General features: G+C 65.4%; 22 protein-coding genes and 1 other RNA gene. 15 read left to right on the top strand and 8 right to left on the bottom strand.

The features are described 5' to 3' along the window. The first annotated feature begins 99 nt into the window (after positions 1-99). The 7 genes from ACRECX_RS06945 to ACRECX_RS06915 all read left to right on the top strand — a co-directional run bounded on the left by ACRECX_RS06945 (position 100) and on the right by ACRECX_RS06915 (position 9,060). Complete coding sequence (locus ACRECX_RS06945; protein WP_431558097.1) at positions 100-729, top strand: DUF4760 domain-containing protein; 630 nt, start codon at positions 100-102, stop codon at positions 727-729. Then, the gene (locus tag ACRECX_RS06940) at positions 726-1,007 is read left to right on the top strand and encodes a hypothetical protein (RefSeq protein ID WP_431558096.1); all 282 of its coding nucleotides are present in this window, start codon (positions 726-728) and stop codon (positions 1,005-1,007) included. Before ACRECX_RS06945 ends, ACRECX_RS06940 begins: the two co-directional genes overlap by 4 nt. 207 nt (positions 1,008-1,214) lie before the next feature. Further along, entirely contained in the window at positions 1,215-1,541 is a 327-nt protein-coding gene (locus ACRECX_RS06935) for a hypothetical protein (protein WP_431558095.1), read from the top strand. A 78-nt stretch (positions 1,542-1,619) separates the two neighbouring features. Next, complete coding sequence (locus tag ACRECX_RS06930; RefSeq protein ID WP_431558094.1) at positions 1,620-2,000, top strand: hypothetical protein; 381 nt, start codon at positions 1,620-1,622, stop codon at positions 1,998-2,000. 175 nt (positions 2,001-2,175) lie between these two features. Beyond that, the gene (gene trhA, locus ACRECX_RS06925) at positions 2,176-2,835 is read left to right on the top strand and encodes a PAQR family membrane homeostasis protein TrhA (RefSeq protein ID WP_431558093.1); all 660 of its coding nucleotides are present in this window, start codon (positions 2,176-2,178) and stop codon (positions 2,833-2,835) included. A 50-nt stretch (positions 2,836-2,885) separates the two neighbouring features. Then, positions 2,886-4,235 carry an FAD-binding oxidoreductase gene (locus tag ACRECX_RS06920; protein ID WP_431558092.1) on the top strand — a complete coding sequence of 450 codons (1,350 nt, stop codon included), beginning with the start codon at positions 2,886-2,888 and terminating at the stop codon, positions 4,233-4,235. A 91-nt stretch (positions 4,236-4,326) separates the two neighbouring features. Beyond that, the gene (locus ACRECX_RS06915) at positions 4,327-9,060 is read left to right on the top strand and encodes an AsmA family protein (RefSeq protein WP_431558091.1); all 4,734 of its coding nucleotides are present in this window, start codon (positions 4,327-4,329) and stop codon (positions 9,058-9,060) included. Here ACRECX_RS06915 and ACRECX_RS06910 read toward each other — a convergent pair. Both ACRECX_RS06910 and fumC read right to left on the bottom strand, forming a co-directional pair. After that, the gene (locus tag ACRECX_RS06910) at positions 9,057-9,293 is read right to left on the bottom strand and encodes a ribbon-helix-helix domain-containing protein (RefSeq protein WP_431558090.1); all 237 of its coding nucleotides are present in this window, start codon (positions 9,291-9,293) and stop codon (positions 9,057-9,059) included. The genes ACRECX_RS06915 and ACRECX_RS06910 overlap by 4 nt on opposite strands. 17 nt (positions 9,294-9,310) lie before the next feature. Continuing rightward, positions 9,311-10,726, bottom strand: coding sequence for a class II fumarate hydratase (fumC, locus tag ACRECX_RS06905; RefSeq protein ID WP_431558089.1), 1,416 nt, complete (start codon positions 10,724-10,726; stop codon positions 9,311-9,313). Positions 10,727-10,939: 213 nt separating this feature from the next. Here fumC and ACRECX_RS06900 point away from each other — a divergent pair, with 213 nt between their 5' ends. Beyond that, the gene (locus ACRECX_RS06900) at positions 10,940-12,853 is read left to right on the top strand and encodes a sensor histidine kinase (RefSeq protein WP_431558088.1); all 1,914 of its coding nucleotides are present in this window, start codon (positions 10,940-10,942) and stop codon (positions 12,851-12,853) included. A gap of 3 nt (positions 12,854-12,856) precedes the next feature. Here the strand turns inward: ACRECX_RS06900 and glsA are convergent, their stop codons facing one another. From glsA to ACRECX_RS06880, 4 genes are all read right to left on the bottom strand, one after another. After that, positions 12,857-14,728 carry a glutaminase A gene (glsA, locus tag ACRECX_RS06895; RefSeq protein ID WP_431558087.1) on the bottom strand — a complete coding sequence of 624 codons (1,872 nt, stop codon included), beginning with the start codon at positions 14,726-14,728 and terminating at the stop codon, positions 12,857-12,859. A 148-nt stretch (positions 14,729-14,876) separates the two neighbouring features. Beyond that, positions 14,877-15,419 (bottom strand): SspB family protein, encoded by a 543-nt coding sequence (locus ACRECX_RS06890; RefSeq protein ID WP_431558086.1) that lies wholly within the window; start codon positions 15,417-15,419, stop codon positions 14,877-14,879. Positions 15,420-15,466: 47 nt separating this feature from the next. Continuing rightward, positions 15,467-15,878, bottom strand: a transfer-messenger RNA (tmRNA) gene (ssrA, locus tag ACRECX_RS06885). 76 nt (positions 15,879-15,954) lie between these two features. Beyond that, on the bottom strand, positions 15,955-16,203 hold the full coding sequence (locus ACRECX_RS06880; RefSeq protein ID WP_431558085.1) for a PepSY domain-containing protein: 249 nt from the start codon (positions 16,201-16,203) through the stop codon (positions 15,955-15,957). 98 nt (positions 16,204-16,301) lie between these two features. On the opposite strand from ACRECX_RS06880, the gene ACRECX_RS06875 reads away from it, so the two are divergent. Then, on the top strand, positions 16,302-17,096 hold the full coding sequence (locus ACRECX_RS06875; RefSeq protein WP_431558084.1) for a thymidylate synthase: 795 nt from the start codon (positions 16,302-16,304) through the stop codon (positions 17,094-17,096). Then, a complete protein-coding gene (locus ACRECX_RS06870; RefSeq protein WP_431558083.1) occupies positions 17,093-17,629 on the top strand; it encodes a dihydrofolate reductase in 537 nt (178 codons plus the stop codon). Before ACRECX_RS06875 ends, ACRECX_RS06870 begins: the two co-directional genes overlap by 4 nt. Before the next feature lie 19 nt (positions 17,630-17,648). Here ACRECX_RS06870 and ACRECX_RS06865 read toward each other — a convergent pair whose 3' ends face one another. Next, entirely contained in the window at positions 17,649-17,954 is a 306-nt protein-coding gene (locus tag ACRECX_RS06865; RefSeq protein WP_431558082.1) for a HigA family addiction module antitoxin, read from the bottom strand. Continuing rightward, entirely contained in the window at positions 17,954-18,232 is a 279-nt protein-coding gene (locus ACRECX_RS06860; RefSeq protein WP_431558081.1) for a type II toxin-antitoxin system RelE/ParE family toxin, read from the bottom strand. The genes ACRECX_RS06865 and ACRECX_RS06860 overlap by 1 nt, the downstream gene beginning before the upstream one ends. Positions 18,233-18,523: 291 nt before the next feature. Here ACRECX_RS06860 and hflK point away from each other — a divergent pair, with 291 nt between their 5' ends. The 5 genes from hflK (at position 18,524) to miaA (ending at position 23,416) form a co-directional block, all read left to right on the top strand. Then, entirely contained in the window at positions 18,524-19,654 is a 1,131-nt protein-coding gene (gene hflK, locus ACRECX_RS06855; RefSeq protein WP_431558080.1) for an FtsH protease activity modulator HflK, read from the top strand. Then, complete coding sequence (hflC, locus tag ACRECX_RS06850) at positions 19,651-20,697, top strand: protease modulator HflC (protein ID WP_431558079.1); 1,047 nt, start codon at positions 19,651-19,653, stop codon at positions 20,695-20,697. Before hflK ends, hflC begins: the two co-directional genes overlap by 4 nt. Before the next feature lie 18 nt (positions 20,698-20,715). Next, positions 20,716-20,901: a DUF2065 domain-containing protein gene (locus tag ACRECX_RS06845; protein ID WP_431558078.1), complete on the top strand. Its 186-nt coding sequence runs from the start codon at positions 20,716-20,718 to the stop codon at positions 20,899-20,901. Between the two features lie 105 nt (positions 20,902-21,006). Next, positions 21,007-22,482, top strand: a complete 1,476-nt coding sequence (locus ACRECX_RS06840; protein WP_431558077.1) for a Do family serine endopeptidase — start codon at positions 21,007-21,009, stop codon at positions 22,480-22,482. A 4-nt stretch (positions 22,483-22,486) separates the two neighbouring features. Continuing rightward, positions 22,487-23,416, top strand: coding sequence for a tRNA (adenosine(37)-N6)-dimethylallyltransferase MiaA (gene miaA / locus ACRECX_RS06835; RefSeq protein WP_431558076.1), 930 nt, complete (start codon positions 22,487-22,489; stop codon positions 23,414-23,416). The last annotated feature ends 72 nt before the right edge of the window (positions 23,417-23,488 follow it).

The following is a 23,488-nucleotide window of genomic DNA, read 5'->3' as shown; positions in this document are numbered from 1 at the left end:
AGGCTTTGCCGAGCCGCTGCCTTATGAAGATTCGCCGCCTGCGTGACTTGGATATCGCAAGTAAGCGGCAGGCTTTGGCGTCGAATAGCGGGGAGCGCATTGAAAAAGGCAGCTAACCTTCGCCTGAAACATCACGCGGTGGCAAGCGCCGAGGCCGCCGCCGCAGAGGTGGAGAAACAATGGCACAGAGGCCTCTTAAGCCGCGAATGGGTGGCGCTGATCTTCGGCATTGTGAGCTTCGTGATCGCCCAGATCGTGGTGGTGGCACTCCACTACAAGGCGGCGGAGCTAACCCACCAGTCGGAGGAGATTCAGCTCAGCCGGGACCTCTATCGCGAGTTCTATTCCGGCGAGAAGCCTTACCTCAAGATCGCCAACGCCGTTGAGTCCTGCGAGAAGCTCTACAAGGGCGATGGCGGAAAGTTCAGCCATCTCCAGATCAACGAGTATCTTGGCTTCTTCTCCGATCTCGGGCTTTTTATGGAGCGGGGGGCGCTCAGCGGGGAGTTGATCGGCCATTATTTTGGCGCCTTTATCGTCGAAGCCTATGAATACCCCGAGGTCCAAAGCTACATCGCAAGAATAAGGAAGAACTTCGAGCAGCCGGACGCGTTCGAGGATTTCGACAAGGTCGCCAAGGCCGTAGAGGCCGACCCGCGCTTCGCTCGGCTCGCCGAGTTCGCCAAGACGATGTGCGTGGAACAACAAGAAGGAAACTCAGGGCCATGAGAACGGTCCTCGCCGCCACCCTGCTGGGGCTCTTCATTTGCGGAAGTCCGACCCCGATCTATGCCGGCGAGACCGGCCAGGCCCCTGAGGGAGCCGCGAGCGCCGTCCCTGACGAAACTGCCCCGCCGGCTCCCCCTACCAACGCCAAACCAGACGAGGCAGAGGAGTCCGGGGAAGACCAGACGGACCCGAGCGGCGTCCTCATGAAGGATTTCACCCGCCATCGGCCGGGCGCCTGTCCCGAGGGGCCTCCCTGCAAGATGGACGACGAGGAGTAAGCTCTGGATGACTCAGGGCCGCGGCAATTTTCAGTTGCCAAAAAGCCCGCATCGACAAAAATCCGTATGACAAGCCTGCTTGGGCGATTGCGGTTGTCAAATTGCACTGCCAAAAAGACGTCCACGCTAGATGAGCTGGGAGATGGGAAAATGCTTCGATTTTTGAGGATGGGTGCCGCGGTATTGGGGATCGCGGGTTTTGCATTCATGGCTGTTCAGCCGGCCGAGGCGGCCTGCCAGCTGGTCAAGGCCACGCATAGCTCCACGTCCAAGGCCGCCGCCGCCAAGATGTCTCAGTCACTGGCCCTGCAAAGCGCCTACGAGCTGAAGCGCGCCAAGGGCTGGAGCTATGTGAGCCTCAGCGCGCGGCGCGTGACCGGCGATCCCTTCTGGAAGGCCGTCCGGCCGACTGGCGTCCCGAAAGATGCTTGGCTCAAGCCCGACATTGTAACCGGCCGCTTCTATACGACCTGCTTCACCGGAGTCGTCGTTCCCGTGGTCTGCACCACCGGCTCGGCCGTCTGCGGCAACTAGCTAGTCTCAAGGTACCTCGGTCAGCCCCGGCCGGTTTCGCTTCCGGGGCTCGAGGCCAATCTTAGTTTGGAGGTCTGCATGCTTCGCTTTTCGAAGACGGCTTTGGTGTTGCTCGGAGCCGCGGGGATTCTTGCGGGCACATTTGAGCCTGCCGCGGCCAGATGTCAGCTGATCGTCGCCACCAACAGCGCCAGCTCCAAGACGGCGGCGGCGCGGGCCGCCCATCAGAACGCCATCGACAATGCCAACGCGCTCAAGCGCCGATACGGCTGGAAATACGTGAACCTACGCGCGCGGAAAGTGACGCCGGACCCGTTCTGGAAGTCGGTGCGTCCCGTCGTCACCCGGGACATGCTGCTCAAGCCTGACGTCGTCACCGCCCAGACCTACTCTCAGTGCTGGAAGGGCGTCGTGGTGCCGTTCGTTTGCACCGCCGGCGCCGTCGCCTGCGGCAACTAATATCCCCAAATTCTCACCCGCGTCGTCATCGCCGGGTCTCTCGAGGTCTCCTTGAGGGAACCGTGCGATGGCGCGTCGCATTGTTGTGACTGGATGCCACGCCTCACCGCCGCCATATCCCTTGGTAAGCTGATTTTGGTGATTGTCTGTTTGAGTTGGAGCTTTGAGGCCGGTGATGAGCAAGACTGAACACCGCGCGGTGTTTCCGCAATATACGCTCGGCGAGCGTTGGGTCGACGGGTGCATTCACGCCGTCAGCGTCACGGCGAGCCTGGTGGCGCTGATTGCGCTCCTGATCATCGCCATCAAGACCGGAACCGCGCTGTGGATCGTGGCCCTCGTGATCTACGGGCTCGGCCTTGTCGCGATGTTCGGGTGCTCCGCGGGCTACCACCTCACCGTTCGGCCGAAGCTCAAGGAAGTCTTCCGCCGTCTCGACCACGCCGCGATCTTTCTGATGATCGCCGGCACCTACACCCCGTTCGTCCTCATCAAGATGAGCAATCCCTGGGGGCTCACCCTGCTCGCCGTGGTGTGGGTCATTGCGCTGGTCGGCATCGTCGGGCAACTCTTTTTCCCGCGACTCCTTAGAAAGGTTTCGATTGCCCTCTACCTGATCCAGGGCTGGGCGGTGCTTGCCGCATGGGAGCCGCTGCATGCCGCGCTGCCCGGCGCCGCTCTTGTGCTGCTCATGATCGGCGGCATCCTCTACACCATCGGCGTGGTGTTCCATCTGTGGGACCGGCTGCCATATCAGAACGCCATCTGGCACGGCTTCGTGCTGTCGGCGGCAAGCTGCCACTACGCCGCGGTGATCGGCGTCGTGCAGGTCTGATCGGCAAAACTCCTCTCAATTTGGCAACGAAGCGCCTATAGAATCGCGCCATGCCCACGGTCATGGCAAAGGCGGGCGAGCACCCGGCGGACGAGGCCAAGGAGGCGCTGTTCGCCGCGCTCGGCTCACGTTTCAGCGAACGGTTCTCGCGCAGCCAGTCCTTACGCGAGCAGCACGCCAACACGCTGACCTGGCTCAAGGTCCAAGCCCCCGACGCCGTGCTGTTTGCCGAGACCACCGAAGAGGTGGCCGAAGTAGTAAAGGCTTGCGCGGCGTCGCGCGTGCCGGTGATCCCGTTCGGCACCGGCACCTCGCTCGAAGGTCACCTCAACGCGCCCTATGGAGGCGTCTCGCTCGATCTCTCCCGCATGAACAGGATTCTCGCCGTGCACGACGCCGATCTCGATTGCATCGTCGAGCCCGGCGTCACGCGGAAAGCGCTCAACGATCATTTGCGCGACTCCGGTCTGTTCTTTCCCGTCAACCCCGGCGCCGACGCGAGCCTTGGCGGCATGGCGGCGACGCGCGCCTCCGGCACCAACGCCGTGCGCTACGGCACCATGCGCGACCTCGTGCTCGGCCTCACCGCCGTGCTCGCCGACGGCAGCGTGGTCACCACCGGGGGCAGGGCCCGCAAATCGTCGGCGGGCTACGATCTCACGCGCCTCCTCGTCGGTTCCGAAGGCACGCTCGGCATCATCACCTCCCTGACCCTCAAGCTCTACGGCATCCCCGAGACTATCCTCTCCGGCGTGTGCGCCTTCGACAGCCTTGAGGGCGCCTGCAACGCCACCATCGCCGCGCTTCAGATGGGCGTGCCGCTCGCCCGCATCGAGCTTGCCGACGAGGTGCAAATGCGCGCCTGCAATGCCTATTCGCGCCTCACTTTGCCTGAATCGTCGACATTGTTCCTCGAGTTCCACGGCACCGAGGCCGGCGCCCGCGAGCAGGTGGAGACCTTCGCCGCTATTGCCGCAGCGGAGGGCGGCGGCGAGCTGCGCTGGGCCGAGCGCCAGGAGGACCGCACCAGGCTCTGGCAGGCCCGTCACGACGCCTATTGGGCGGTACGGGCCTTGAAGCCCGGCGCCGACCTCATCGCCACCGACGTCTGCGTGCCCATCTCCGCGCTCGCTGTGGGAGACGGGAATTTCCACGTCATGCCCCTGATTGACCCGGCGGACGCCGCCGGACGCCTAAGGGTCCAGGAATTCCTCGACCGGCTGGTGGCACGGGCGCTTGCCTTCGAGGGAACGTGTACCGGGGAGCATGGGGTTGGCCAGGGCAAGATTAACTACCTGGCCGCCGAGCATGGCCTCGGTGTCGGCGTAATGATTGCCATAAAAAAGGCGCTCGATCCGCTGAATATCCTCAATCCTGGCAAGATTTTTGCGTTACCATGACAACGCGTTGCGGGCGCCGGGACTGCTGCGCAATCCCTGTCGCTTTGCCGCGGGATAACGCGTCCGCAACCGAGCCTTAGGCAGAGACACGGTGAACTCGCTTCTGCTGACACTGACAGCGCTGTTCATTCTGGTGCTGAGCGCGCTCTTCGCCGCGCCGCTCTTCATCGATTGGAACGACTACCGCCACGTATTCGAGACGCAGGCGACCAAGCTGCTCGGCCGCGAGGTAAAGGTCGGCGGCAAGGTGCATCTCACTCTACTGCCGGCCCCGCAGCTGAAATTCGACGACGTCAAGGTGGCGAACGAGGACGGCAGCCTCGATGAGCCGTTCCTGGAGGCGAAGTCTTTCGAGGCGCGGCTCGATATCGGGACGCTGCTCTCGGGCTCGGTGGAAGCGCATCAGCTCGCCATCGTCGATCCCGTCCTGCGGCTCGAGGTCAAGGCCGACGGCACCGGCAATTGGGGCGATGTCGGACGTCCTGGCGTCGCCGTGCCGTTCGCCCCCAAGGACGTGCTGCTCGACTCCGTCGACGTGAGCGGCGGCACCATCGAGATCGTCAAGGACGGCGTTCGCAAATTCGTCTTCACCAATATCGATGGCGAGGCCAGCGCGGCGTCCTTGTCGGGGCCGTACAAGGTCATCACGCATTACGATTTCGAAGGGCGCCGCCAGGCGCTCCGCTTCTCCACCGGCGTTATGGATGCGGCGGGCGCCTTCCGTCTCAAGGCGGCGCTGCGCGATCCCGAACGCAACACGCTCTACCAGCTCGACGGCGGCGTGACGGGGCTTGGCGGCACGCCGGCCTATGACGGCAACATCGTCATGCGCGTCACCGACCTCACGGCCGAAGCGGCGGAGCCGACCCCCGAGGTGACCGACGCGAACGGAGCCGAGGCGGACCAGGCCGAAGAAGCATCACCCGAGCCTGACCAGGTCACGCCGGGCGGACCGCGCGACGCCGCCTCGTTCGTCGAATTGAAGGGCGCTCTGAAAGCCACGCCCGACCGCGCCGAGCTTCCCGATTTCGATCTCACCATTCACGCCCAAGGCCGCCCGCAAATCTTGAAGGGCAGCCTCGACCTCGACTTTGGCGAGCCGTTCAAGGCTGACGGCAAGCTCGCGGCAAGATGGATCGACGTCGATGCGATGTTCGGCGCGCCGGCCGGCGGCAAGCGGCCGTCTCCAGCCGCCGTGCTGTACATGTTCGCCGATTGGGTGCTGATGGAGGCTGACGCGGTGAGGGGGAGCACGCTCACCCTCGACATCGATCAAGCAAGCATCGGCGGCGATCTCATCGGCGATCTCGATATGGAGCTCGGCGCACACGATGGTGGCGTCTCCATCGAGCGTCTGAACGCGGTGCTGCCCGGCGGCAATCGCATCACGGCGTCGGGACGCTTGAAGCAGGGCGCCTTCGGCCCGCTTTTCGCCGGGCCCGTCGAGATCGAAGGCTCGAGCTTGCGGACGCTCACGCGCTGGGCCGCTGGCGACCGCGACATGACGGGACAGGCGTCGGTCGGCGATTTCTCCTTCTCCGCCTTCGCCACCGTCGGCGACGGCGAGCTCAAGCTGGCCGACGGGCTCGGCGAAGTGAGCGGCACGGCGTTCCGCGGCCGCCTGCACTATCAGGCCGGCACCAGAAACCTGATCGAGGTGAACCTCGAGAGCGACCGGCTCGACTTGCGCGAGATGCTGGGCGACGGCCCGATCTGGCGCTCATGGCGCGCGGCGAACGGGGGCGTGGCGCCGGCGTCCGAGGACGCCGGCCCGGGCCTCCTCACGCAGTTGCACGATGACGACATCCGCGCCACCTTCAAGGTCGGCGAGCTACTCTTGCCCGGCATTCCCTCCGGCAAGCTCGATGCGCAGCTGGCCCTTATCGAAGGCACCCTCGACATCGAGGAGCTCGAGTTCCTTGCGCCCGGCGCCATCGTGCTGTCCGGCAAGGGACGCATCGCCAGCCTCGCCGACGCGCCTGCCGGCCGCGTGGATGTGTCGCTGCAAGCCCAGACCACCGACAGCCTGCGCGTGGTCACCGACCTTTTGGGATTCTCCGCGGAAGTCAGCAAGTCAAAGCACCTGTCGGCGCTGGCGCCCCTCGACATCCGCGCTGGTCTCGTCGCGGGCGCAGAGGGTGACGCGACCAAGACCTCGCTCGAACTGAGCGGTCGGGCCGGCGGCTCCGACATTTCGCTTGCGGCCGGCGCCACCGGTTCGCCCGCCAAGCTTGCCGATGCGGACATCGACATCGACGGCACTGTCACCGGCGAGCGACCGCAAGCGCCGCTCGTGCTGCTGTTCCCTGATCTGCCGCAGGACCGCCTCGCCGCGGCCGCCTCGCAAGGGACGCTCACGGTCAAGCTTAACGGCGTGCCGAACGCGAAGCTCACCGGCCGCGCGGCGCTCGAGACGGCGGCGATTCAGCTTGCCTTCGAAGGCGAGGGAGCGCTGCGCGAGGAGGGGATCGCGCTCAAAGGACACGGCTCGGTCGTCACCGAGGATGCGAGTCTCGCTCTGCCCTTGACCGGTATCGAGGCGCCGCCGAGCGCAGTTGGCGTGCCCCTGGAGCTGAGCGCCGATGTCGTGAAGGAGGGCGGCAGCGTCGACCTCACCACCGTCAAGGCCAAGGTTGCCGGCGATGCGGTCGACGGCAGCGCCCATTTCGCATTTGCCGAGGGCAAGACCAACTTCAACATTGCCGCCCATGCCGATCGCCTATCACTGCCGGCGATGCTCGGACCGCTGGTCGCCTGGGAGCGGACGCCGTCGACGGAGGAGATGCTGGGTTCGGTCGGCGCCGGCGCGGCGACCGAGGTATGGCCCGCTCGCGGCTTTGCCCTCGGCATTATCGAGAACGCCGAAGGCGACGTCACCCTGAAGGCCAGAACGCTCGTGCTTGGCGCGCCCTTCCAGATGACGGACGCGATCCTGACGGCGCGGGTCGACAATGGCGGCCTTTCCGTCACCGGCCTTGAGGGCGAGCTGTTCGGCGGCGAATTCACGGCGTCGGGCGTGTTGTCGCCGCGCGGAGGTGGCGCTGGGTTGACCGCCGAGGCGAGCCTCAAAGGCGGTAAGCTCGAAAGCCTGTCGAAAGCGATGGCGGGCGCGATCCTTGCCAAGGGTCCGTTCGACGTGGCCTTCGCCGTCGAGGGCGAAGGCTTGAGCCCGCCCGGCGTCGTCGCTGGCCTTAGCGGGACGGGAACGCTCGATCTCGGCGCGGGCATGTTGCTTGCCCTGAACCCCGGGCCTTTGCAGCGGGTCGCGGCGACCGCGGCCAACACCAAGGTCAAGGCCACCAAGGAGGAGATCGCCGCGGACACCCGCACCGTGCGCGACACCGTGACCAAGGGCATTTACAACTATGCGCCGGCGCAGTTCGCCTTCGACGTCAAGAACGGCACGTTGCGTTTCACGCCCACGACCCTTGCCGCAGCCGACGCCGCGACCGAGGTCAACGCCTACATGGAGCTTGCGAGCCTCAAGCTTGACAGCGAATGGTTGATGCGGCTCACCGGCAAGAGCAACGCGGACGTGCCGCCGGTGACCCTGGTCTTCGCCGGCTCGCTTGATCGCGCGGCGGCGATGACACCCGCGATCGATACGGCTGCGATCGAGAGCTATCTCACCTTGAAGCGCATGCAGGAGGACGTGGAGCGGCTCGAGACGCTTGACGTAACCGGTCAGACGGCCCCGGCGGAGGATCAGGCGGTCGAGAAAGACGCCGCGGCGGCTGCGGCGGCGCGAAGGGCGGCGGAGGAAAAGGCTGCCGCCGAGAAAGCCGCCGCCGAAGCCGAGGCGATTGCGGCTCAAGAGGCCGCAGAGAGGGCCGCCCGCGAGAAGGCCGAAGCCCAAGCCAAGGCCGCCGCCGAGGCCAAGGCCGCCGCCGAGAAGGCTGCGGCGGAAGCGAAGGCAGAGGCGGAGGCCAAGGCCGCCGCCGAGGCCAAAGTTGCCGCTGAACAGGCGGCGCGGGAGAGGGCGGAAGCCGAGGCGAAAGCCGCCGCAGAGGCCAAGGTTGCTGCCGAGGCCAAAGCTGCCGCCGAGGCCAAAGCCGCCGCGGAAGCGAAGGCCGCCACCGAGGCGAAGGCCGCCGCCGCGAAGGCCGCCAAGGAGACGGCCGAGGCCGTGGCCAAGGCGGCCGCCGAGCGCGCCGCCCGGAAGAAGGTCGAGGCCGAGGCCAAGGCCGCCGCCGCCAAGGCCGCCAAGGAGCAGGCTGCCGCCGAAGCGCGCGCCGCCGCCGAGGCGAAGGCTGCGGCAAAGGCCAAGGCTGCCGCCGAGAAGGCCGCCAAGGAGCAGGCCGCGGCGGAGGCCAAAGCCGCCGCCGAGCGCGCCGCGCGTGAGAAGATCGAAGCCGAGGCCAAGGCCGCCGCCGCCAAGGCCGCTGCCGAAAAAGCTCTCGCCGAGAAGGCTGCCCGAGAGAAGGCCGCGGCAGAGGCCATGGCTGCGGCTGAAGCCAAGGCTGCCGCCGAGCGCGTCGCGAAGGAAAAGGCCGCTGCCGCAGCCATGGGATTCCCTGCCGATACCAGGCCGCCGCCGCTCGCCCCGTCAGGGGAGACCGCTGCCGTACCCCTGGTCGCGCCGGAGGCGACGAGTCTCGATCCCATCGGCGACATTCTCTCGGCTGATCCCGCGACGGCCGGTGCCGATCCGACGCTCGTCGATCCCGCGACCGTCGGCACCGATCCGACGCTTGTCGATCCCGCGGCGATCGAAACGGACGAAGAAGCGGCGGAAGCTGCACCGGCGCCCCCGCCGAAGCGCTATCGCCGCCGCGCGCGGCCTGACGACTGGAAGAAGGGCTACGGGATCTTCGGCGGCGGCTAAGTCGATCCGCCCACGCCGCGCGCCTGTTCCAACACATAAAGGCGGATCGCCGCCGAGAGGCTTGCTTGGCTCCTCTCGCCGCGTCCCTTGTCGATCTCGTTCACAAGTGATGCAATCGACTTCCCTTGCGCCTTGGCGATGTCGCAGAGCGCCATCCAGAACGGCTCTTCCAGGGACACGGATGTGCGGTGCCTGGCGATAGTGAGCGAGCGCTTGTTGCGAGGCTTGGCCATGCGTGAGGGTGCGGCGCCTACCGCTTCGGCGTGACCATATCCTCCGGCCGCACCAGCCGGTCGAAGTCCTCCTCGGTCACATGACCGAGCCGCGCGGCGGCCTCGCGCAAGGTCGAACCCCGCTTGTGCGCATGCTTGGCGATCTCGGTCGCCTTGTCGTAGCCGATATGCGGCGCGAGCGCCGTCACCAGCATCAGCGAGCGCTCCATGTGTTCCTTGATGCGCTCGCGATTGGCCTCGATGCCGATGACGCAATTGTCGGTGAAGCTGTGTGCGACGTCGGTGAGCAGGCGGATCGATTGCAGCACGGCGTAGGCCAGCACCGGCTTGAACACGTTGAGCTCGAGATGGCCCTGGCTGCCGGCGAAGCTGACGGTGGTCTGGTTGCCGATGACTTGCGCGCACACCATGGTCACCGCCTCGCACTGGGTCGGGTTCACCTTGCCGGGCATGATCGATGATCCTGGCTCGTTCTCCGGCAACAACAGCTCGCCGAAACCCGACCGCGGCCCCGACCCGAGGAGGCGGATGTCGTTGGCGATCTTGAACATCGAGGTGGCCACGGCGGTCAGCGCCCCGTGCGCGAACACGAAGGCGTCGTGCGAGGCGAGCGCCTCGAACTTGTTTTCGGCGCTCACGAACGGGAGCTTGGTCATCGCCGCAATCTTTGCGGCGAACGCTTCCGCAAATAGCGGACTGGTATTGAGGCCGGTGCCCACCGCCGTTCCGCCTTGCGCGAGTTCGTAGAGCCCGTGCAAAGACAGCTTCAGCCGCTCGATACCGTGATCGATCTGCGCCGCATAGCCGCCGAATTCCTGGCCCAGAGTGAGGGGGGTCGCATCTTGCATATGGGTGCGGCCGATCTTGAGCACGTCCTGGAACGCCTCAGCCTTGTCCTTCAGCGCCTGATATAGGCGGGAAAGCGCTGGATTGAGCCGATAGGCGATTTCCTCGGCGGCAGCGATATGCATGGCCGTCGGAAACGTGTCGTTGGAGGATTGACCGAGGTTGACGTGATCGTTGGGATGAACCGGTTTCTTGCTGCCGAGCGCCCCGCCCAGCATCTCGCTGGCGCGGTTGGCGATCACCTCGTTGAGGTTCATGTTGGTCTGGGTGCCGGATCCCGTCTGCCAGACTACCAGGGGGAAATGACTGTCGAGCTTGCCGTCGATGATCTCGTCCGCCGCCGCGGCGGTGGCCTCGGCCAAGGTCTTGTCGAGCAGGCCGAGCTCGAGATTGGTCAACGCCGCGGCCTTTTTGACCATGGCCATGGCGCGGATCAGAGGTTTCGGCATGGTTTCGCCGCCGATCTTGAAGTTTTGGCGCGAACGCTCGGTCTGCGCCCCCCAATAACGGTCGCTCGGAACCTCGATCGGCCCGAACGAATCCGTCTCGGTGCGCGTTGAAGACTGGGGGCCGTCAGCTAGAGGCATGTTTGCACTTCCCTTTTCAGTAAACGTTACGGCCACGCGGCCGTTCGCCACGCAAGGTTCAGCCGAATGGCTATCGGGTGTCTGGGGGCTAGGCTATAACATCGCGCAAGAGGGTGGGAGAACTGGACTCATAGGGACCATTTTAGCGGCCTTCTGCCGAGGAGCGCCTGTGCCGCGTCCGGGCTTTGCCGGGCGTCCGGGCGAGGAAGGCGAGTGACGCAAGCCTCAACCAAAATAGCGCTGCCTGCCTCGCGTGGGGCGGGGCTGTCCATTGCCTTTGCCCGGCTCGCGGCGGTGCTCGTGTGCGTCATCGGCGAGATCGTGCTGGCCATGTGGCTCCGCATCGTGCCGGGTCTCGAGGCCGCCCTGCCGAGCCTCGCCGGCACCACCCCCAACGCCGCCCTCGGCATCATTCTCGCCGGACTCGGACTCCTGTGCTTCACCTTCAGGCGTCTCCAGCTGCTCGCCCGGGTGATAGGATTCGTGCTTGTCGCCACCTGCCTGTTGGCCTTGGGGCTCGACGCGCTCGGGCTCGATCTCGGCCTCGATCAGCTACTGCTTCCGGCAAATGCGATGTCGCTAGATCCATCGGAGATCCGGGCGGCGCCCGGCATCACCGGGTCGCTCGTGCTGTTTGGGCTGGCGCTGCTCTACGCCAAGCGAGGCAAGGCGCTCTCCGCCTTCAGCCAGCTTATCGCGCTCGTCATGCTTGCGCAGGTCCTGATCGTGCTTGCCGGCTACGCCTACGGGGTCGCCACCTACTATTACCCGTTCCCGTTCACCTCGATGTCGGTCTATGGCGCGGTGAGCGCATTCCTATTGGCCGTCGGCCTGCTTGCCGCCTCTCCGGACTACGGTATCGCCGCGGCCATCGTCGAGCGCTCCCCGGCGGGAGAGATGTTGCGCCGGCTTCTGCCCGGCATCCTCATTCTGCCGCTCGTGATCGGCTGGTTTGCGCGTCAGGCCGAGGTACAGACCCTCTACGACAGCGCGGCGACGCTGGCCATCTTCGCCGTGGCGAGCATCATCGTGCTTGCGGTGTTCGCCTGGACCACGATCGGCGCCGTGCGCCGCGCCGACCACGACCGCAACGCGGCGCTCATGGAGCTGCGCGGCCAGCGCGAATGGTTGTCGACCACGCTCGGCTCGATCGGCGACGGTGTCATCGCCACCGACCCCAATGGCAGCGTGCTGCTTCTCAACAAGGTCGCCGAGCAGATGACCGGGTGGAGCGCGGCGCAGGCGAGGGGGCGCCCCATCTGGGAAGTGTTCCGCGTGATCGACGAGGTCACGCGCAAGCCGGTCGACGACCCGGCGCTCAAGGCGCTGCGCGAGCGCGAGGTGACGCGGCTCGAATCCGGCGCTCTGCTCATCACCCGCGACGACAAGGAACTGCCCGTCGAGCACAGCGGCGCTCCCATTATCGGCTATGACGGCTCCCTCGCCGGCGCCGTGCTCGTGTTCCGCGACGTCACCGAACGGAGGCGCACGGCACAGCGCCAGACCATGCTCGTCGGCGAGCTCAACCACCGGGTCAAGAATGCGCTCGCCATCGTGCAATCGCTGGTGCAGGCGAGTCTGCGTCAGGCGACCAGTAAGCCGGCTCAGGCCATGGCCCAGACCCTCGCCGAACGGCTCCAGGCGCTGCACCGGGCGCACGATCTGCTCCTCGAGTCCCAGTGGTCGGGCGCGAGCCTCAAGGCCATGGTCGAGCGCGAGCTCGATCCCTATCGCAGAGAGGGCGGTCCCAAGGTCCTGATCAAAGGACCGGACGTGCTGCTGCCGCCGCAGTCCACCTCCATCCTCGCCATGACCCTGCACGAACTCGCCACCAATGCCGTGAAATATGGGGCGCTATCCCAGAACGCGGGCCAGCTCGGCGTGAGCTGGAAGACGGCGCGCGGCAATCGCCTGCTTCTGGTCTGGGAGGAGCGGGGCGTGCCGGTGACTCACCAAAGGCGCGGCAGCGGCTTCGGCATGCAGCTCATCGACAAGGGCATTCGCCACAATCTCGGCGGCGACACCAAGGTCGATTTCCGGCAAGGCGGCCTCTATGTCGAGCTGAACGTGCCTCTCACCCCGTCCAACGAGCCGCGCGTAACGCGCACGCCTGCGCCCGCGGCCTAGCCGCTACTCCAGGACGGCGATCTCGTCGTTGGCGTGGCGCAGGCGCTCGGAGAATTCGCGTGTGAGGTTGGAGAGAATGGTGATCATCACGTTGGGATGCGTGGCCGCTAGATCTTGCAGCTCCTCGACGCCGAGCCCGTAGCAGATCACCCTCTCGTTGGCGATGACGTCGGCTGACCGCTTGCCGCCATCGAGCAGCGCCATCTCTCCGAAGGTGAGGCCGGGTCCGATCGAGGCCACGCGCTTCTTCCGGCCGTTCGACCCATGCACCTTGATCTCGACGCTGACGGTGCCGCGAGCGAGCACGAAGAACAGCTTTGCGTCGTCGCCTTCGCGCATGATGACATCGCCCTTCTCGAACACGAGCGGCCTGATGATGGACTCGACCAGGCGGCATTCGGCGGGGGTGAGCCCCTTGAACAGATTGATCTCCGGGACCGAAAACTTCGTGCCGAAGCCGTGCGCTGCCCCGGCCAAAAGCTGATCCTCGCACCATTCGAGCGCCGCATCGGCGTCGCGGAACAGGCGGACGCGATGCGCCTGTTCGTTTTCTGCGAGCGCCCGGGTCAGGCGGTCGAGCGGTCCGTCGTCGCCGATCGCGGCGAATACGAGTTCGGCCTCGCTTCCGGCCATGGATCGCGCCGCGCGCACGATCAGCTTCCGCGCCGACGTATCGACGAGATGCACACGCTTGAAGTCGACGATCACATAACGCGAGTCCTTGGCGAGCTGCGCGAGCTTGCGCAGGAGCTGCTCGGTCGAGCCGAAGAACAGCGCCCCTTGGGCCTCCAGCACCGCCACCTTGCGGCCTTCCTGTGCCAAGATCTTGCGCTCCTCCGGCGTGCGTAGGCGGTTCGAACGCACCAAGTCGGCGCGGTAGTCGCGGCGGATCACGCTCCTAACGTTGGTGCGGTTGTTGAACGCGTGTAGCTCGAACTCGCTGGAGATTTCCTGGCAGACGCGGATGCCGCGCACGCTGTTGCCCTGCTTGTCGATGGGCGGCGAGTAGACGCAGATGCCGATCTGCCCGGGGATGACGGCGATGATGCAACCCGACACGCCGCTCTTGGCCGGCATGCCGACCTCATAGGCCCACTCGCCGGCATAATCGTACATGCCGCAGCTGTTCATGACCGTCAGCATGTCGCGCACATATTGCGCATCGTAGATCGCCTTGCCGGTAAGCGGGTTCCTGCCGTCATTGGCCAGCGTGGCGGCCATGATGGCGAGATCGCAAGCCGTCACGTTCACCGAGCATTGGCGGAAGTAGAGATCGAGAACCTCGTTGGGATCGCGTTCGATCATCGCCGTGTTGAGCATCATGTAGGCGATGGCCCGGTTGCGGTGCCCTGTCGCAAGCTCAGAGTTGAACACGTCGTTGTCGATGCCGAGTTTGCGGCCAGCAAGGCCGGAGAATAGGTCGAGCATGTTGGCGACCCGCTCGTCTTGCGTGTCGCCCTGCATCATCTCGGCGATGGCGATGGCGCCGGCGTTGACCATGGGGTTGAACGGCCGGTTGGCCACTTCGTCGAGCACGATCGAGTTGAACGCCTCGCCGGTCGGTTCCACCCCCACCTGCTCGAGCACCCGCAGGCGGCCGTAATGTTGCAACGCGTAGCCATACATGAAGGGCTTCGACACCGACTGGATTGTGAAAGGAAAGTCGGCGTCTCCCACGGCGTAGATCTGGCCGTCCACCGTGGCGATGGCGAACAGGGACGGATCGACCTTGCCGAGTTCGGGAATGTAGTCGGCCGGGCGGCCGCCGGTCACTTCCGACACGCGCGCATGCAGGTCGGCGAGATAGTCCTGGACCGGCGCAAGCGCCGCTACTCCAGCCTCAGAGATGTGCCGGACCTGATCGACCCTATTCAAGTTCCCCCCCCCTGCCCGCCTGCAAACGTCCGGGCGAGAACCTTAGTCACAAATCATGCCAGGTCCGAAGCCAAGCGAAATCAACGTCAATGACGGGAGAGCCGCGACCCCGTGCCTAAATCTTGAGCAAGGATGCCTAAGTGGAGTTCTATTTCTTGCGGAAGCGGTCGAGCTGTACGACCTCCGCCGGCGGGCGGGACATGACCACCTCGGCGCTCGGCGCCTCGCTCGCCTCCTCGGGCGTAGGCTCGGCAGCGCCGCGCGGCTCCTCCTGATGGTCGGCCACGAGGTCGGGCAGCGCCGCGGCCATGTGCTGGCGCGCAGAGTCGTTGGCCGCGCCTGGCTTGCCGAATTGCAGCCCGAACTGGGCGGAGGGATCATAAAAAGCCTTCACCGCGCTGAACGGCACTACAAGGCGCTCCGGCACGTTGGAGAAGGACAGCTTCACCTCGAAGCGCTCGTTGGTCACGAGCAGATCCCAGAACTGGTACTGGAGCACGATCGTCATCTCCTCGGGATACTGCTCCTTGAGGCGCTTCGACACCGAGACGCCGTCGGCGCCGGTATCGAAGGCGATATAGAGATGATGCTCCCCGGGCAGGCCCTCGCGCTGCACTTGCGTCAGGACCTGGCGCACGACGCCGCGCAGCGCGTCCTGCGTGAGAAGGTCGTATCTGATCTTGTCTTCCATGGAATTCGTCGCTCCGCTCCCGCGCGACGTGGGGTCACCCCGGTTGAAGTGGAGGGCTTCTGTTGCCCGGTGCCCTCCGAAACCGCGCCTAGCCCCTGCGAGGAGGCGAGGACTTCAACTTTAGCCTATCGCGCCGCTTACGCAGCGAGACGAGCCTCCGCATAGTTGTCGTTGGCAACTATTTGGTTGGCCCGATAACGGCGGAACCATGCCGAGCGAAAGCACGACCTTTACACCCTCGTCGATCCTATTTCGGCCCCGTTGTCAGGGATCAGAAGTCAGTTTTCAGAAGTCAGTTTGGGTCACCTGATTTCTGACTACTGACCACTGATCCCTGATGGTGGAGCCGCCGGGTACCGCCCCCGGGTCCGAATGGCTTATTACGTCGCCTATTTATCGCCATAGCCGGCTTGCACCAGCAGACTCTATATAGGCCCCTCTGGCGGCAAAAAAAAGATTGATGGTTCAGTAACCCCCAGGCGAAGATTGGCGAATCAGTTGAGGTGAACCCTCCGCGTGCGGGGTTGCAGGCGGCCTAGTCGCGCTTCATCTTGATGATGCGGCCGGACCGCGCGTCGACCTCCATCTCGATTTCCTGGCCGCGCGCGTCCTTGCCCTCGACCTCCCAGACGCCGTCGTCGAGTTCGATCTCCTTGAGCCTGACGATGCCGTGGTCGAAGGCGATCGCGCGCACCGTCTCGATATCCACATAGGCCGCGAGGGCCGGGGGCGCCGTAAGGCCGGCGCCGAGCACGAGGGCGAGGAGAACTGGCATGAGACGCATTGAATGCTCCATCCTCTGGGTCTATCGACAAGAAGGGCCGCAACCCGAGTCGGCCCGTGGCTAATCTCAAGCCTGGATCATAAGGGAAAACAGCCGCTTTGCGCCAATATCTCGATCTCCTCGCCCGCATCCGCCATGAAGGGCTCCGCAAAGGCGACCGCACCGGCACCGGCGCGCTGAGCCTGTTCGGCGCGCAGATGCGCTTCGATCTCGCCGAGGGATTCCCCCTCGTCACCACCAAGAAGCTCCACGTGAAGTCGATCGTCCACGAGCTCTTATGGTTCCTGCAAGGTTCGACCAATGTGCGCTATCTCAACGAGCACGGCGTCACCATCTGGGATGAGTGGGCCGACGCGAACGGCGAACTTGGCCCGGTCTATGGCCGCCAATGGCGCTCGTGGCCGGCGGCGGACGGTCGGACGGTGGACCAGATCTCGAACGTGGTCGAGGCCATCAAGCGCGACCCCGACTCGCGCCGCCTGATCGTCAGCGCCTGGAATGTCGGCGAGATCGACAAGATGGCGCTGCCGCCCTGCCACTGCCTGTTCCAGTTCTACGTCGCCGACGGGCGGCTCTCCTGCCAGCTCTACCAGCGCTCGGCCGACATCTTTCTCGGTGTGCCGTTCAACATCGCCTCCTATGCGCTCCTGACCGAGATGATGGCGCAGGTGACGGGGCTGAAGCTCGGCGAGTTCGTCCACACTTTCGGTGACGTGCACCTCTACCTGAATCATATCGACCAGGCCGACGAGCAACTCAGGCGCAGCCCCCGCACCCTGCCGCGCATGGAAATCCATCCCGAGGTGACGTCGCTGTTCGATTTCGCCTACGAGGACTTCAAGCTCGTGGGCTATGACCCGCACCCGGCGATCCGCGCCGAGGTGGCGGTGTGAGCGGAGAGCCGCGGCCGCCGATCATCGCGTTGGTCGTGGCCATGGCCGAGAACCGCGCCATCGGCCGGGGCGGGGACCTGCCGTGGCGCTTGCGCTCGGACATGCGCTACTTCCGCAAGATCACCATGGGCAAGCCCGTGATCATGGGCCGCCGCACGTTCATGTCGCTGCCTAGAGTGCTCGACGGCCGCCTCAACGTGGTGCTCACTCGCAACGCCGCCTTCGAGGCGGAAGGCGCGCTCATGGCCTACAACCTCGAAGAGGCGCTCGACGTCGCGCGCAAGTCCGCCAAGAAGACCGGCGCCCAAGAGATCATGATCATCGGCGGCGAGGGCGTGTTTCGCGAGGTGCTCCCGCAGGCGGGGCGCATCTATCTCACCGAAGTCCATGCCGCGCCCGACGCCGACACGTTCTTTCCGGAACTCGACTTAAGCGAATGGCGCGAGGTGTTCCGCGAGGCCCATGCGGCCGGCCCCAACGACGACCACGCTTTCAGCTTCGTCGTGCTGGAGCGGATGCAGCCATCGTCCTGAGAGCGGTAAGGCGCCTTTTTCAGGCGGCGACCGGGTCTATCTCGTCCAGCTCCTCCGACATGGATTTCTCCAGCTTCCGGAGATCGTAGTCCCGCTGCATATTGAGCCAAGACTCGGCCGTTGTGCCGAGCAGCTTGCCCAGCCGCAGTGCCATCGCCGGGGAGACCGGCGCGCGCTCGTCGAGGATCGCATAGAGCATGGCGCGCGAGATACCGAGACGTTTGGCAATCTCGGTCTTCGGAATGTCGAGTGCGGGAAGAACATCCTCCCGGAGAAGCTCGCCGGGATGCGTGGGCCTGAGGCCTTTGAGACGAGGATTGCTCATCAGTGATAGTCCTCCAGATCGACGTCGATGGCATCGCCTTCGAGCCATCCGAATGTGATGCGCCAGTTGCCGCTCACGTCCACTGCATACCTGCCTTTGTCCTTGCCCTTCAGGCCGTGGAAGCGAAGACCGGGTAAGTTCATGTCCTCCGGTTTCATTGCGGCATCCAGCCGGGCGAGAAGGCGGCGGATGCGGTCCGGGTTCTGGACGCTTAGCTTGGAGACATCACCGCGTTCGGCGAAGCGACGCAGGGCCTTGCTTCTAAACGACCGGATCATGTCTAACACTATTAGACCAACTCGGCCAACAGGATTGTCAAGTGTTGTTAGACAACATGATGGAGGGGCGCCGCGACCGAGACGAACTCCGCGCGCTCGTATCCAGGGCGCCGGATGGACCAAGAGGCGAGCTTGCGATGAAACCTGCCCGCATTGCGCCTCTTGGGTGACTGGCCTATAAACCCCGAGACCTTTGTCGCAGGACCGCCATTTTGGTGCGGCTAGTCTTCCTTGCTAGCGGCGCATCGCAAGCGGCGGCTCCTCGCGGAAACCCCCAAAGAAAGCAGCAACATGCCTTGGAGCAATCAGAGCGGAGGCGGCGGTTGGAAAGGCGGCAATGGCGGGCCCTGGGGCCCGCGGCCCGGCGGTTCCGGCCAGCAGCCTGATCTGGAAGAGATTTTGCGCCGGAGCCAGGACCGCTTGCGCCAGGCCATGCCCGGCGGCCGCATGGGCGGCCCGTTCGCCGTGCTCATCGCCGTCGTCTTGATCGGCATCATCGGCTTCTTCGGCTTCACCGTCCGCGTCAATCCCGACGAGCTCGGCATCGTGCTGAGATTCGGCGAGTATGTGCGCCAGCTTCCGCCCGGCCTCAACTTCCGCCTGCCTTATCCCATCGAGCAGGTGGAGCTGCCCAAGGTCACGCGCATCAATCGCATCGAAATCGGCATGCGCGGCTCCTCCGATGTCCGCGACGCCACGACCACCGTGCGCGACCTGCCCGAAGAGAGCCTGATGCTCACCGGCGACGAGAACATCGTCGACATCGATTTCGTCGTGTTCTGGCAGATCAACGACGCTCCTGACTACCTGTTCAATATCCAGAACCCCGAAGGCACGGTGAAGGCGGTGGCCGAGAGCGCCATGCGCGAGGTCGTCGGCCAGAGCGACATCGAGCCGATCCTCACCGCCGCCCGCGCCAAGACGGAAGCGGCGGTACAGGCGCTCATTCAGCGTATCCTGGATAGCTATGGTGCCGGCATTCGCATCGTTCAGGTGCAACTCCAAAAGGTCGACCCGCCCGCGCAAGTCATCGACGCCTTCCGCGACGTGCAGGCGGCGCGCGCCGATCAGGAGCGCTTGCAGAACGAGGCGCAGACTTATGCCAATCGCGTGATCCCGGAGGCTCGCGGCGAGGCGGAGCGCATCCTTCAAGCCGCGCAAGGCTACCGCGACCAGGTGATCGCCGAGGCGAAGGGTGAGGCGGACCGCTTCCTGAAGGTTCTCCAGGAATATCAGAAGGCGCCCGACGTCACGCGCAAGCGCATCTTTATCGACACCATGCAAGAGGTCATGTCCAACACCGACAAGATCATCATCGACGAGCAGGGCGGCACCGGCGTCGTGCCTTACCTGCCGCTCTCCGAACTCCAGAAGCGTGTGCCGCCCTCGGCGCCCGCCCAGGATGGGGGGCAGGCACAATGAATCGTACAGCCCTCACCGTTGTCCTTCTGCTTCTCGGCGTTGCCGCCGTGTCGGCTTACCTGACCTTGTTTACGGTCAGTCAGACGCAGCAGGCGCTGGTGCTCGAGTTCGGCAAGCCGAAGCGCCTCGTGACTACGCCGGGCCTCAAATACAAGATCCCGTTCATCCAGAACGTGGTGTTTTTTGACAAGCGGCTGCTCGATCTCGACTCGGCGCCGCAAGAGGTCATTGCTTCGGACCAGAAGCGGCTCGTGGTCGACGCCTTCGCCCGCTGGCGGATCACCGATCCGCTGCTGTTCTATCAGGCGGTAGGCGATGAGCGGGTCGCCCGCTCCCGGCTCGGCGCCGTCCTCGAGGCATCGCTCCGGCGCGTGCTCGGCGCCGCGAGCTTCGAGGCCGTGGTGCGTGACAAGCGCCATTCCCTGATGCAGCAGATCACCGAGCAGGTGAACGCGGAAGGCAAGGGGCTTGGCGTCACCGTCCTTGACGTGCGCATCAAACGCGCCGACCTGCCGGAAGCCAACAGCCAGGCCATCTACCGCCGCATGCAGACCGAGCGGCAGAGGCAGGCCGCCGAGATCCGCGCCCAAGGCGAGGAGGCCTCGCGGCGCATCCGCGCCACCGCCGACCGCCAGGTTACGGTGCTTAAGGCCAACGCGACCGGTGAATCTGAGCGTATTCGCGGTGACGGCGATGCCGAGAAGAACGCCGTGTTCGCCGCTGCGTTTGGCCAGGACCCCGATTTCTTCGCCTTCTACCGTTCCATGCAGGCCTACGAGGCAGCGTTGAAGGCGGGCGACACCAGGATGCTGCTCAGCCCCGACTCGCAGTTCTTCCAGTATTTCAACGACTCCGCGGGCAGCTCGCCGCAAGGAACCGCGGCTCCGCCGGCCGCCCTGGCCCCCCCGCCGCAGGAAGCGCCAACCCCGCCCGTGGACGACACCGGGGTGATTGAGGACGGCGCGGCATCCGGCGCGGCCCCCGATTCGGACTCCGAACTTTCGGCCGGCGAAGCCAATCCCGGCGCCGCGTCGACGCCCTAGCCGCCTGAAAGCGGACGCATGACCGAACTCGCCGTCGCGATCGGCCTTGTTCTCGTCATCGAGGGCCTGCTTTGGGCGCTCGCGCCACGGCTCGGGCGACGGCTGCTGGAGGCAACGGCGGAAACGCCGGAATCCTCGCTGCGCATCGCCGGCGCGCTCGCGGTCGCCGCGGGCGTATTGCTTGTGTGGATGGTCCGCGGCTAGGCGATGTCCGGCAAGGCGATGCTTTCCTGCTTCACGGTGCGGATTTTCGGTAGAATATCCTCCGCGCCGGCGGCGTGCCGGGCGTGGGATCGGAGTGCGCGATCGATGTTGCAAGCATGGAGCCGGGGCCAAGTTCGGCGCCTCTCGTTTAGCGCCCGGCTCATGGCGGTTTGCTTGATACTGCTCGCGAGCCCCGGCCTTGCGCGCGGTCCCGACTCCGTGGCCGACGTGGCCGAGGGCCTCCAGGACGCGGTGGTGAATATCTCCACCACGCAGACCTTGAAGAGCACCGGCGAGCCCATACCCGGCCGTCGCGGACCCAAAGGCTCGCCCTTCGAGGAGTTCTTCGACGACTTCTTTGACGACGAGGACAGCGACGGCGTGCCCCGCAAGGTCAGCTCGCTCGGGTCCGGTTTCGTCATCGACCCGTCGGGCCTCGTCGTCACCAACAATCACGTCATCGAAGGCGCCGACGAGATCATCATCAACTTCATCGACGGTTCCAAACTGAAGGTCACCAAGATCTTGGGCCACGACCCCAAGACGGATCTGGCGCTGCTCAAGGTGGAGCCGGAGAAGCCGCTCAGGGCCGTGTCCTTCGGCGACTCCTCGAGGATGCGCGTCGGCGACTGGGTACTGGCCATCGGCAATCCGTTCGGCCTCGGCGGCAGCGTCACGGTGGGCATCATCTCGGCCACCAAGCGCGACATCAACGCCGGTCCCTATGACGACTTCCTCCAGACCGACGCCGCTATCAACCGCGGTAATTCCGGCGGCCCGTTGTTCAACATGGAGGGTGAGGTGATCGGCGTGAACACCGCAATCATCTCGCCGACCGGCGGTTCCATCGGCATCGGCTTCGCTGTTCCCTCCAACACCGCCGTTCAGGTCCTCGATCAGCTCAAGCAATATGGCGAGACGCGGCGCGGCTGGCTCGGCGTCCACGTGCAGAACGTCACCGACGAGATCGCCGAGAGCCTCGGGCTGGACGAGCCGGAGGGCGCTCTCGTCGCCAAGGTCTCGCCCGGCGGGCCCGCGGCTACCGCCGGCATCAAGCCGAGCGACGTGATCCTCAAATTCGACGGCGCGGTCATCGAGAACATGCGCGACCTGCCGCGCGCCGTGGTCGGCACCCCCATCGGCAAGGAGGTCGCGGTCGAGCTGTTGCGCAACGGCGAGACCGTGAACGTCACGGTGGCCATCGGCCGATTGCCCGAGGAAGAGGAGGAAGCGGAGGTGGCGCTCGAGAGCGAGGAAGGCCTGGATCTGCCCAAGCCCGAGGGCGAGGATCTGCTCGGCCTTTCCATCGCCCCCCTCACCGACTCCTTGCGGACCCAATACGGCATCGGCGAGGCGGTCGAAGGCGTGATCATCACCGAAGTGAGCCCCAACAGCCCGGCGGCGCAGAAAAACGTCAAGCCCGGCGACGTGATCGTCGAGGTCACCCAGGAGAAGGTGAAGCAGCCGCAGGATGTCGTGGCGCGGCTGCTCGCTGTAAAGAAATCCGGCCGGCGCTCGGTTCTGCTCCTGCTGTCCGATGCCAAGGGCGAGCTGCGCTTCGTGGCCGTGCCCACGAGCTAGCGCTTTGCGCCAAGGAATCGATGCCGTCCTCATCGCCGGGCCGACGGCGAGCGGCAAGTCGGCCGCGGCGCTCGCGATGGCGAAACGCCTCGGCGACACGATCATCAACGCCGACTCCATGCAGGTCTATCGCGAGCTTGCCGTGCTCACGGCCCGGCCAAGCCCGGACGAGATGACGGCGGTCCCGCATCGCATCTACGGCACGGTCCCCGCGTCGCAAGCCTACTCCGTCGGACGCTGGCTGGAGGATGCGTCGGCGGCAATAGCCGAAGCGAGAAGCGAGGGCAGGGTGCCGATCCTTGCCGGCGGAACCGGCCTCTATTTCAAGGCGCTGCTCGAGGGCCTGTCGCCCATCCCCGACATCCCGCCTGAGACGCGTGCCTTCTGGCGCGAGCGCTCCGAGTCTTTGGGAACCGAAGGCCTCTATCGCGAGCTTGCATCCCGCGATCCCGTCATGGCGGCGCAAGTCAGGCCCACCGACCCGCAACGCATCGTCCGTGCGTTGGAGGTGATCGACGCCACCGGCGTCTCGCTTGCCCAGTGGCAGGGGGCCGAGGGCTCGCCGATGCTTCGAAGCGATACCGTGCTGAAGCTCGTCGTCGCGCCTGAGCGCGACGTGGTCTACCGGGCGATCGATTCGCGCTTTGACCGCATGATCGCGGCGGGCGCCCTCGACGAGGTCGACGCGCTCATGGCGCTCGATCTCGATCCCGGGCTTCCCGCTATGCGCGCTCACGGTGTCCGTGAGCTTGCCGCGTATCTTGCGGGTGCCATGACTTTGGACGAGGCCGCAGCCAAGGCGAAGACCGAGACGCGGCGCTACGCCAAGCGGCAGATGACGTGGCTCAAGCGCTTCATGGCCGACTGGGTCTGGGTGCCTGACGCTGACGCAGCGATTGCCTCAGTCAGTGCCGAGCTGTCTCCCTCCCCCTGAAAGGGGGAGGGGAGCCTGTCGCGCGAAGCGGGACAGGCAGGGTGGGGGTCCACGAAGCGGACTCGGAGCTTG

Source organism: Methyloceanibacter sp., assembly GCF_050726195.1.
Taxonomy (GTDB): Bacteria; Pseudomonadota; Alphaproteobacteria; order Rhizobiales; family Methyloligellaceae; genus Methyloceanibacter.
The sequence above is the reverse complement of the archived record's forward strand: the minus strand, read 5'-3'. Positions and strand labels throughout refer to the sequence as shown.

Excerpts from the sequence above, each read along its gene's own strand:
- ACRECX_RS06845 (WP_431558078.1), top strand. The coding sequence starts at position 20,716 with ATGACCGAACTCGCCGTCGCGATCGGCCTTGTTCTCGTCATCGAGGGC.
- ACRECX_RS06840 (WP_431558077.1), top strand. The coding sequence starts at position 21,007 with ATGTTGCAAGCATGGAGCCGGGGCCAAGTTCGGCGCCTCTCGTTTAGC.
- ACRECX_RS06910 (WP_431558090.1), bottom strand. The coding sequence starts at position 9,293 with ATGGCCAAGCCTCGCAACAAGCGCTCGCTCACTATCGCCAGGCACCGC.
- fumC (WP_431558089.1), bottom strand. The coding sequence starts at position 10,726 with ATGCCTCTAGCTGACGGCCCCCAGTCTTCAACGCGCACCGAGACGGAT.
- hflC (WP_431558079.1), top strand. The coding sequence starts at position 19,651 with ATGAATCGTACAGCCCTCACCGTTGTCCTTCTGCTTCTCGGCGTTGCC.
- ACRECX_RS06935 (WP_431558095.1), top strand. The coding sequence starts at position 1,215 with ATGGCTGTTCAGCCGGCCGAGGCGGCCTGCCAGCTGGTCAAGGCCACG.
- ACRECX_RS06890 (WP_431558086.1), bottom strand. The coding sequence starts at position 15,419 with ATGGAAGACAAGATCAGATACGACCTTCTCACGCAGGACGCGCTGCGC.
- ACRECX_RS06865 (WP_431558082.1), bottom strand. The coding sequence starts at position 17,954 with ATGAGCAATCCTCGTCTCAAAGGCCTCAGGCCCACGCATCCCGGCGAG.
- ACRECX_RS06880 (WP_431558085.1), bottom strand. The coding sequence starts at position 16,203 with ATGCGTCTCATGCCAGTTCTCCTCGCCCTCGTGCTCGGCGCCGGCCTT.
- trhA (WP_431558093.1), top strand. The coding sequence starts at position 2,176 with ATGAGCAAGACTGAACACCGCGCGGTGTTTCCGCAATATACGCTCGGC.
- ACRECX_RS06940 (WP_431558096.1), top strand. The coding sequence starts at position 726 with ATGAGAACGGTCCTCGCCGCCACCCTGCTGGGGCTCTTCATTTGCGGA.
- hflK (WP_431558080.1), top strand. The coding sequence starts at position 18,524 with ATGCCTTGGAGCAATCAGAGCGGAGGCGGCGGTTGGAAAGGCGGCAAT.
- ACRECX_RS06930 (WP_431558094.1), top strand. The coding sequence starts at position 1,620 with ATGCTTCGCTTTTCGAAGACGGCTTTGGTGTTGCTCGGAGCCGCGGGG.
- ACRECX_RS06860 (WP_431558081.1), bottom strand. The coding sequence starts at position 18,232 with ATGATCCGGTCGTTTAGAAGCAAGGCCCTGCGTCGCTTCGCCGAACGC.
- ACRECX_RS06920 (WP_431558092.1), top strand. The coding sequence starts at position 2,886 with ATGCCCACGGTCATGGCAAAGGCGGGCGAGCACCCGGCGGACGAGGCC.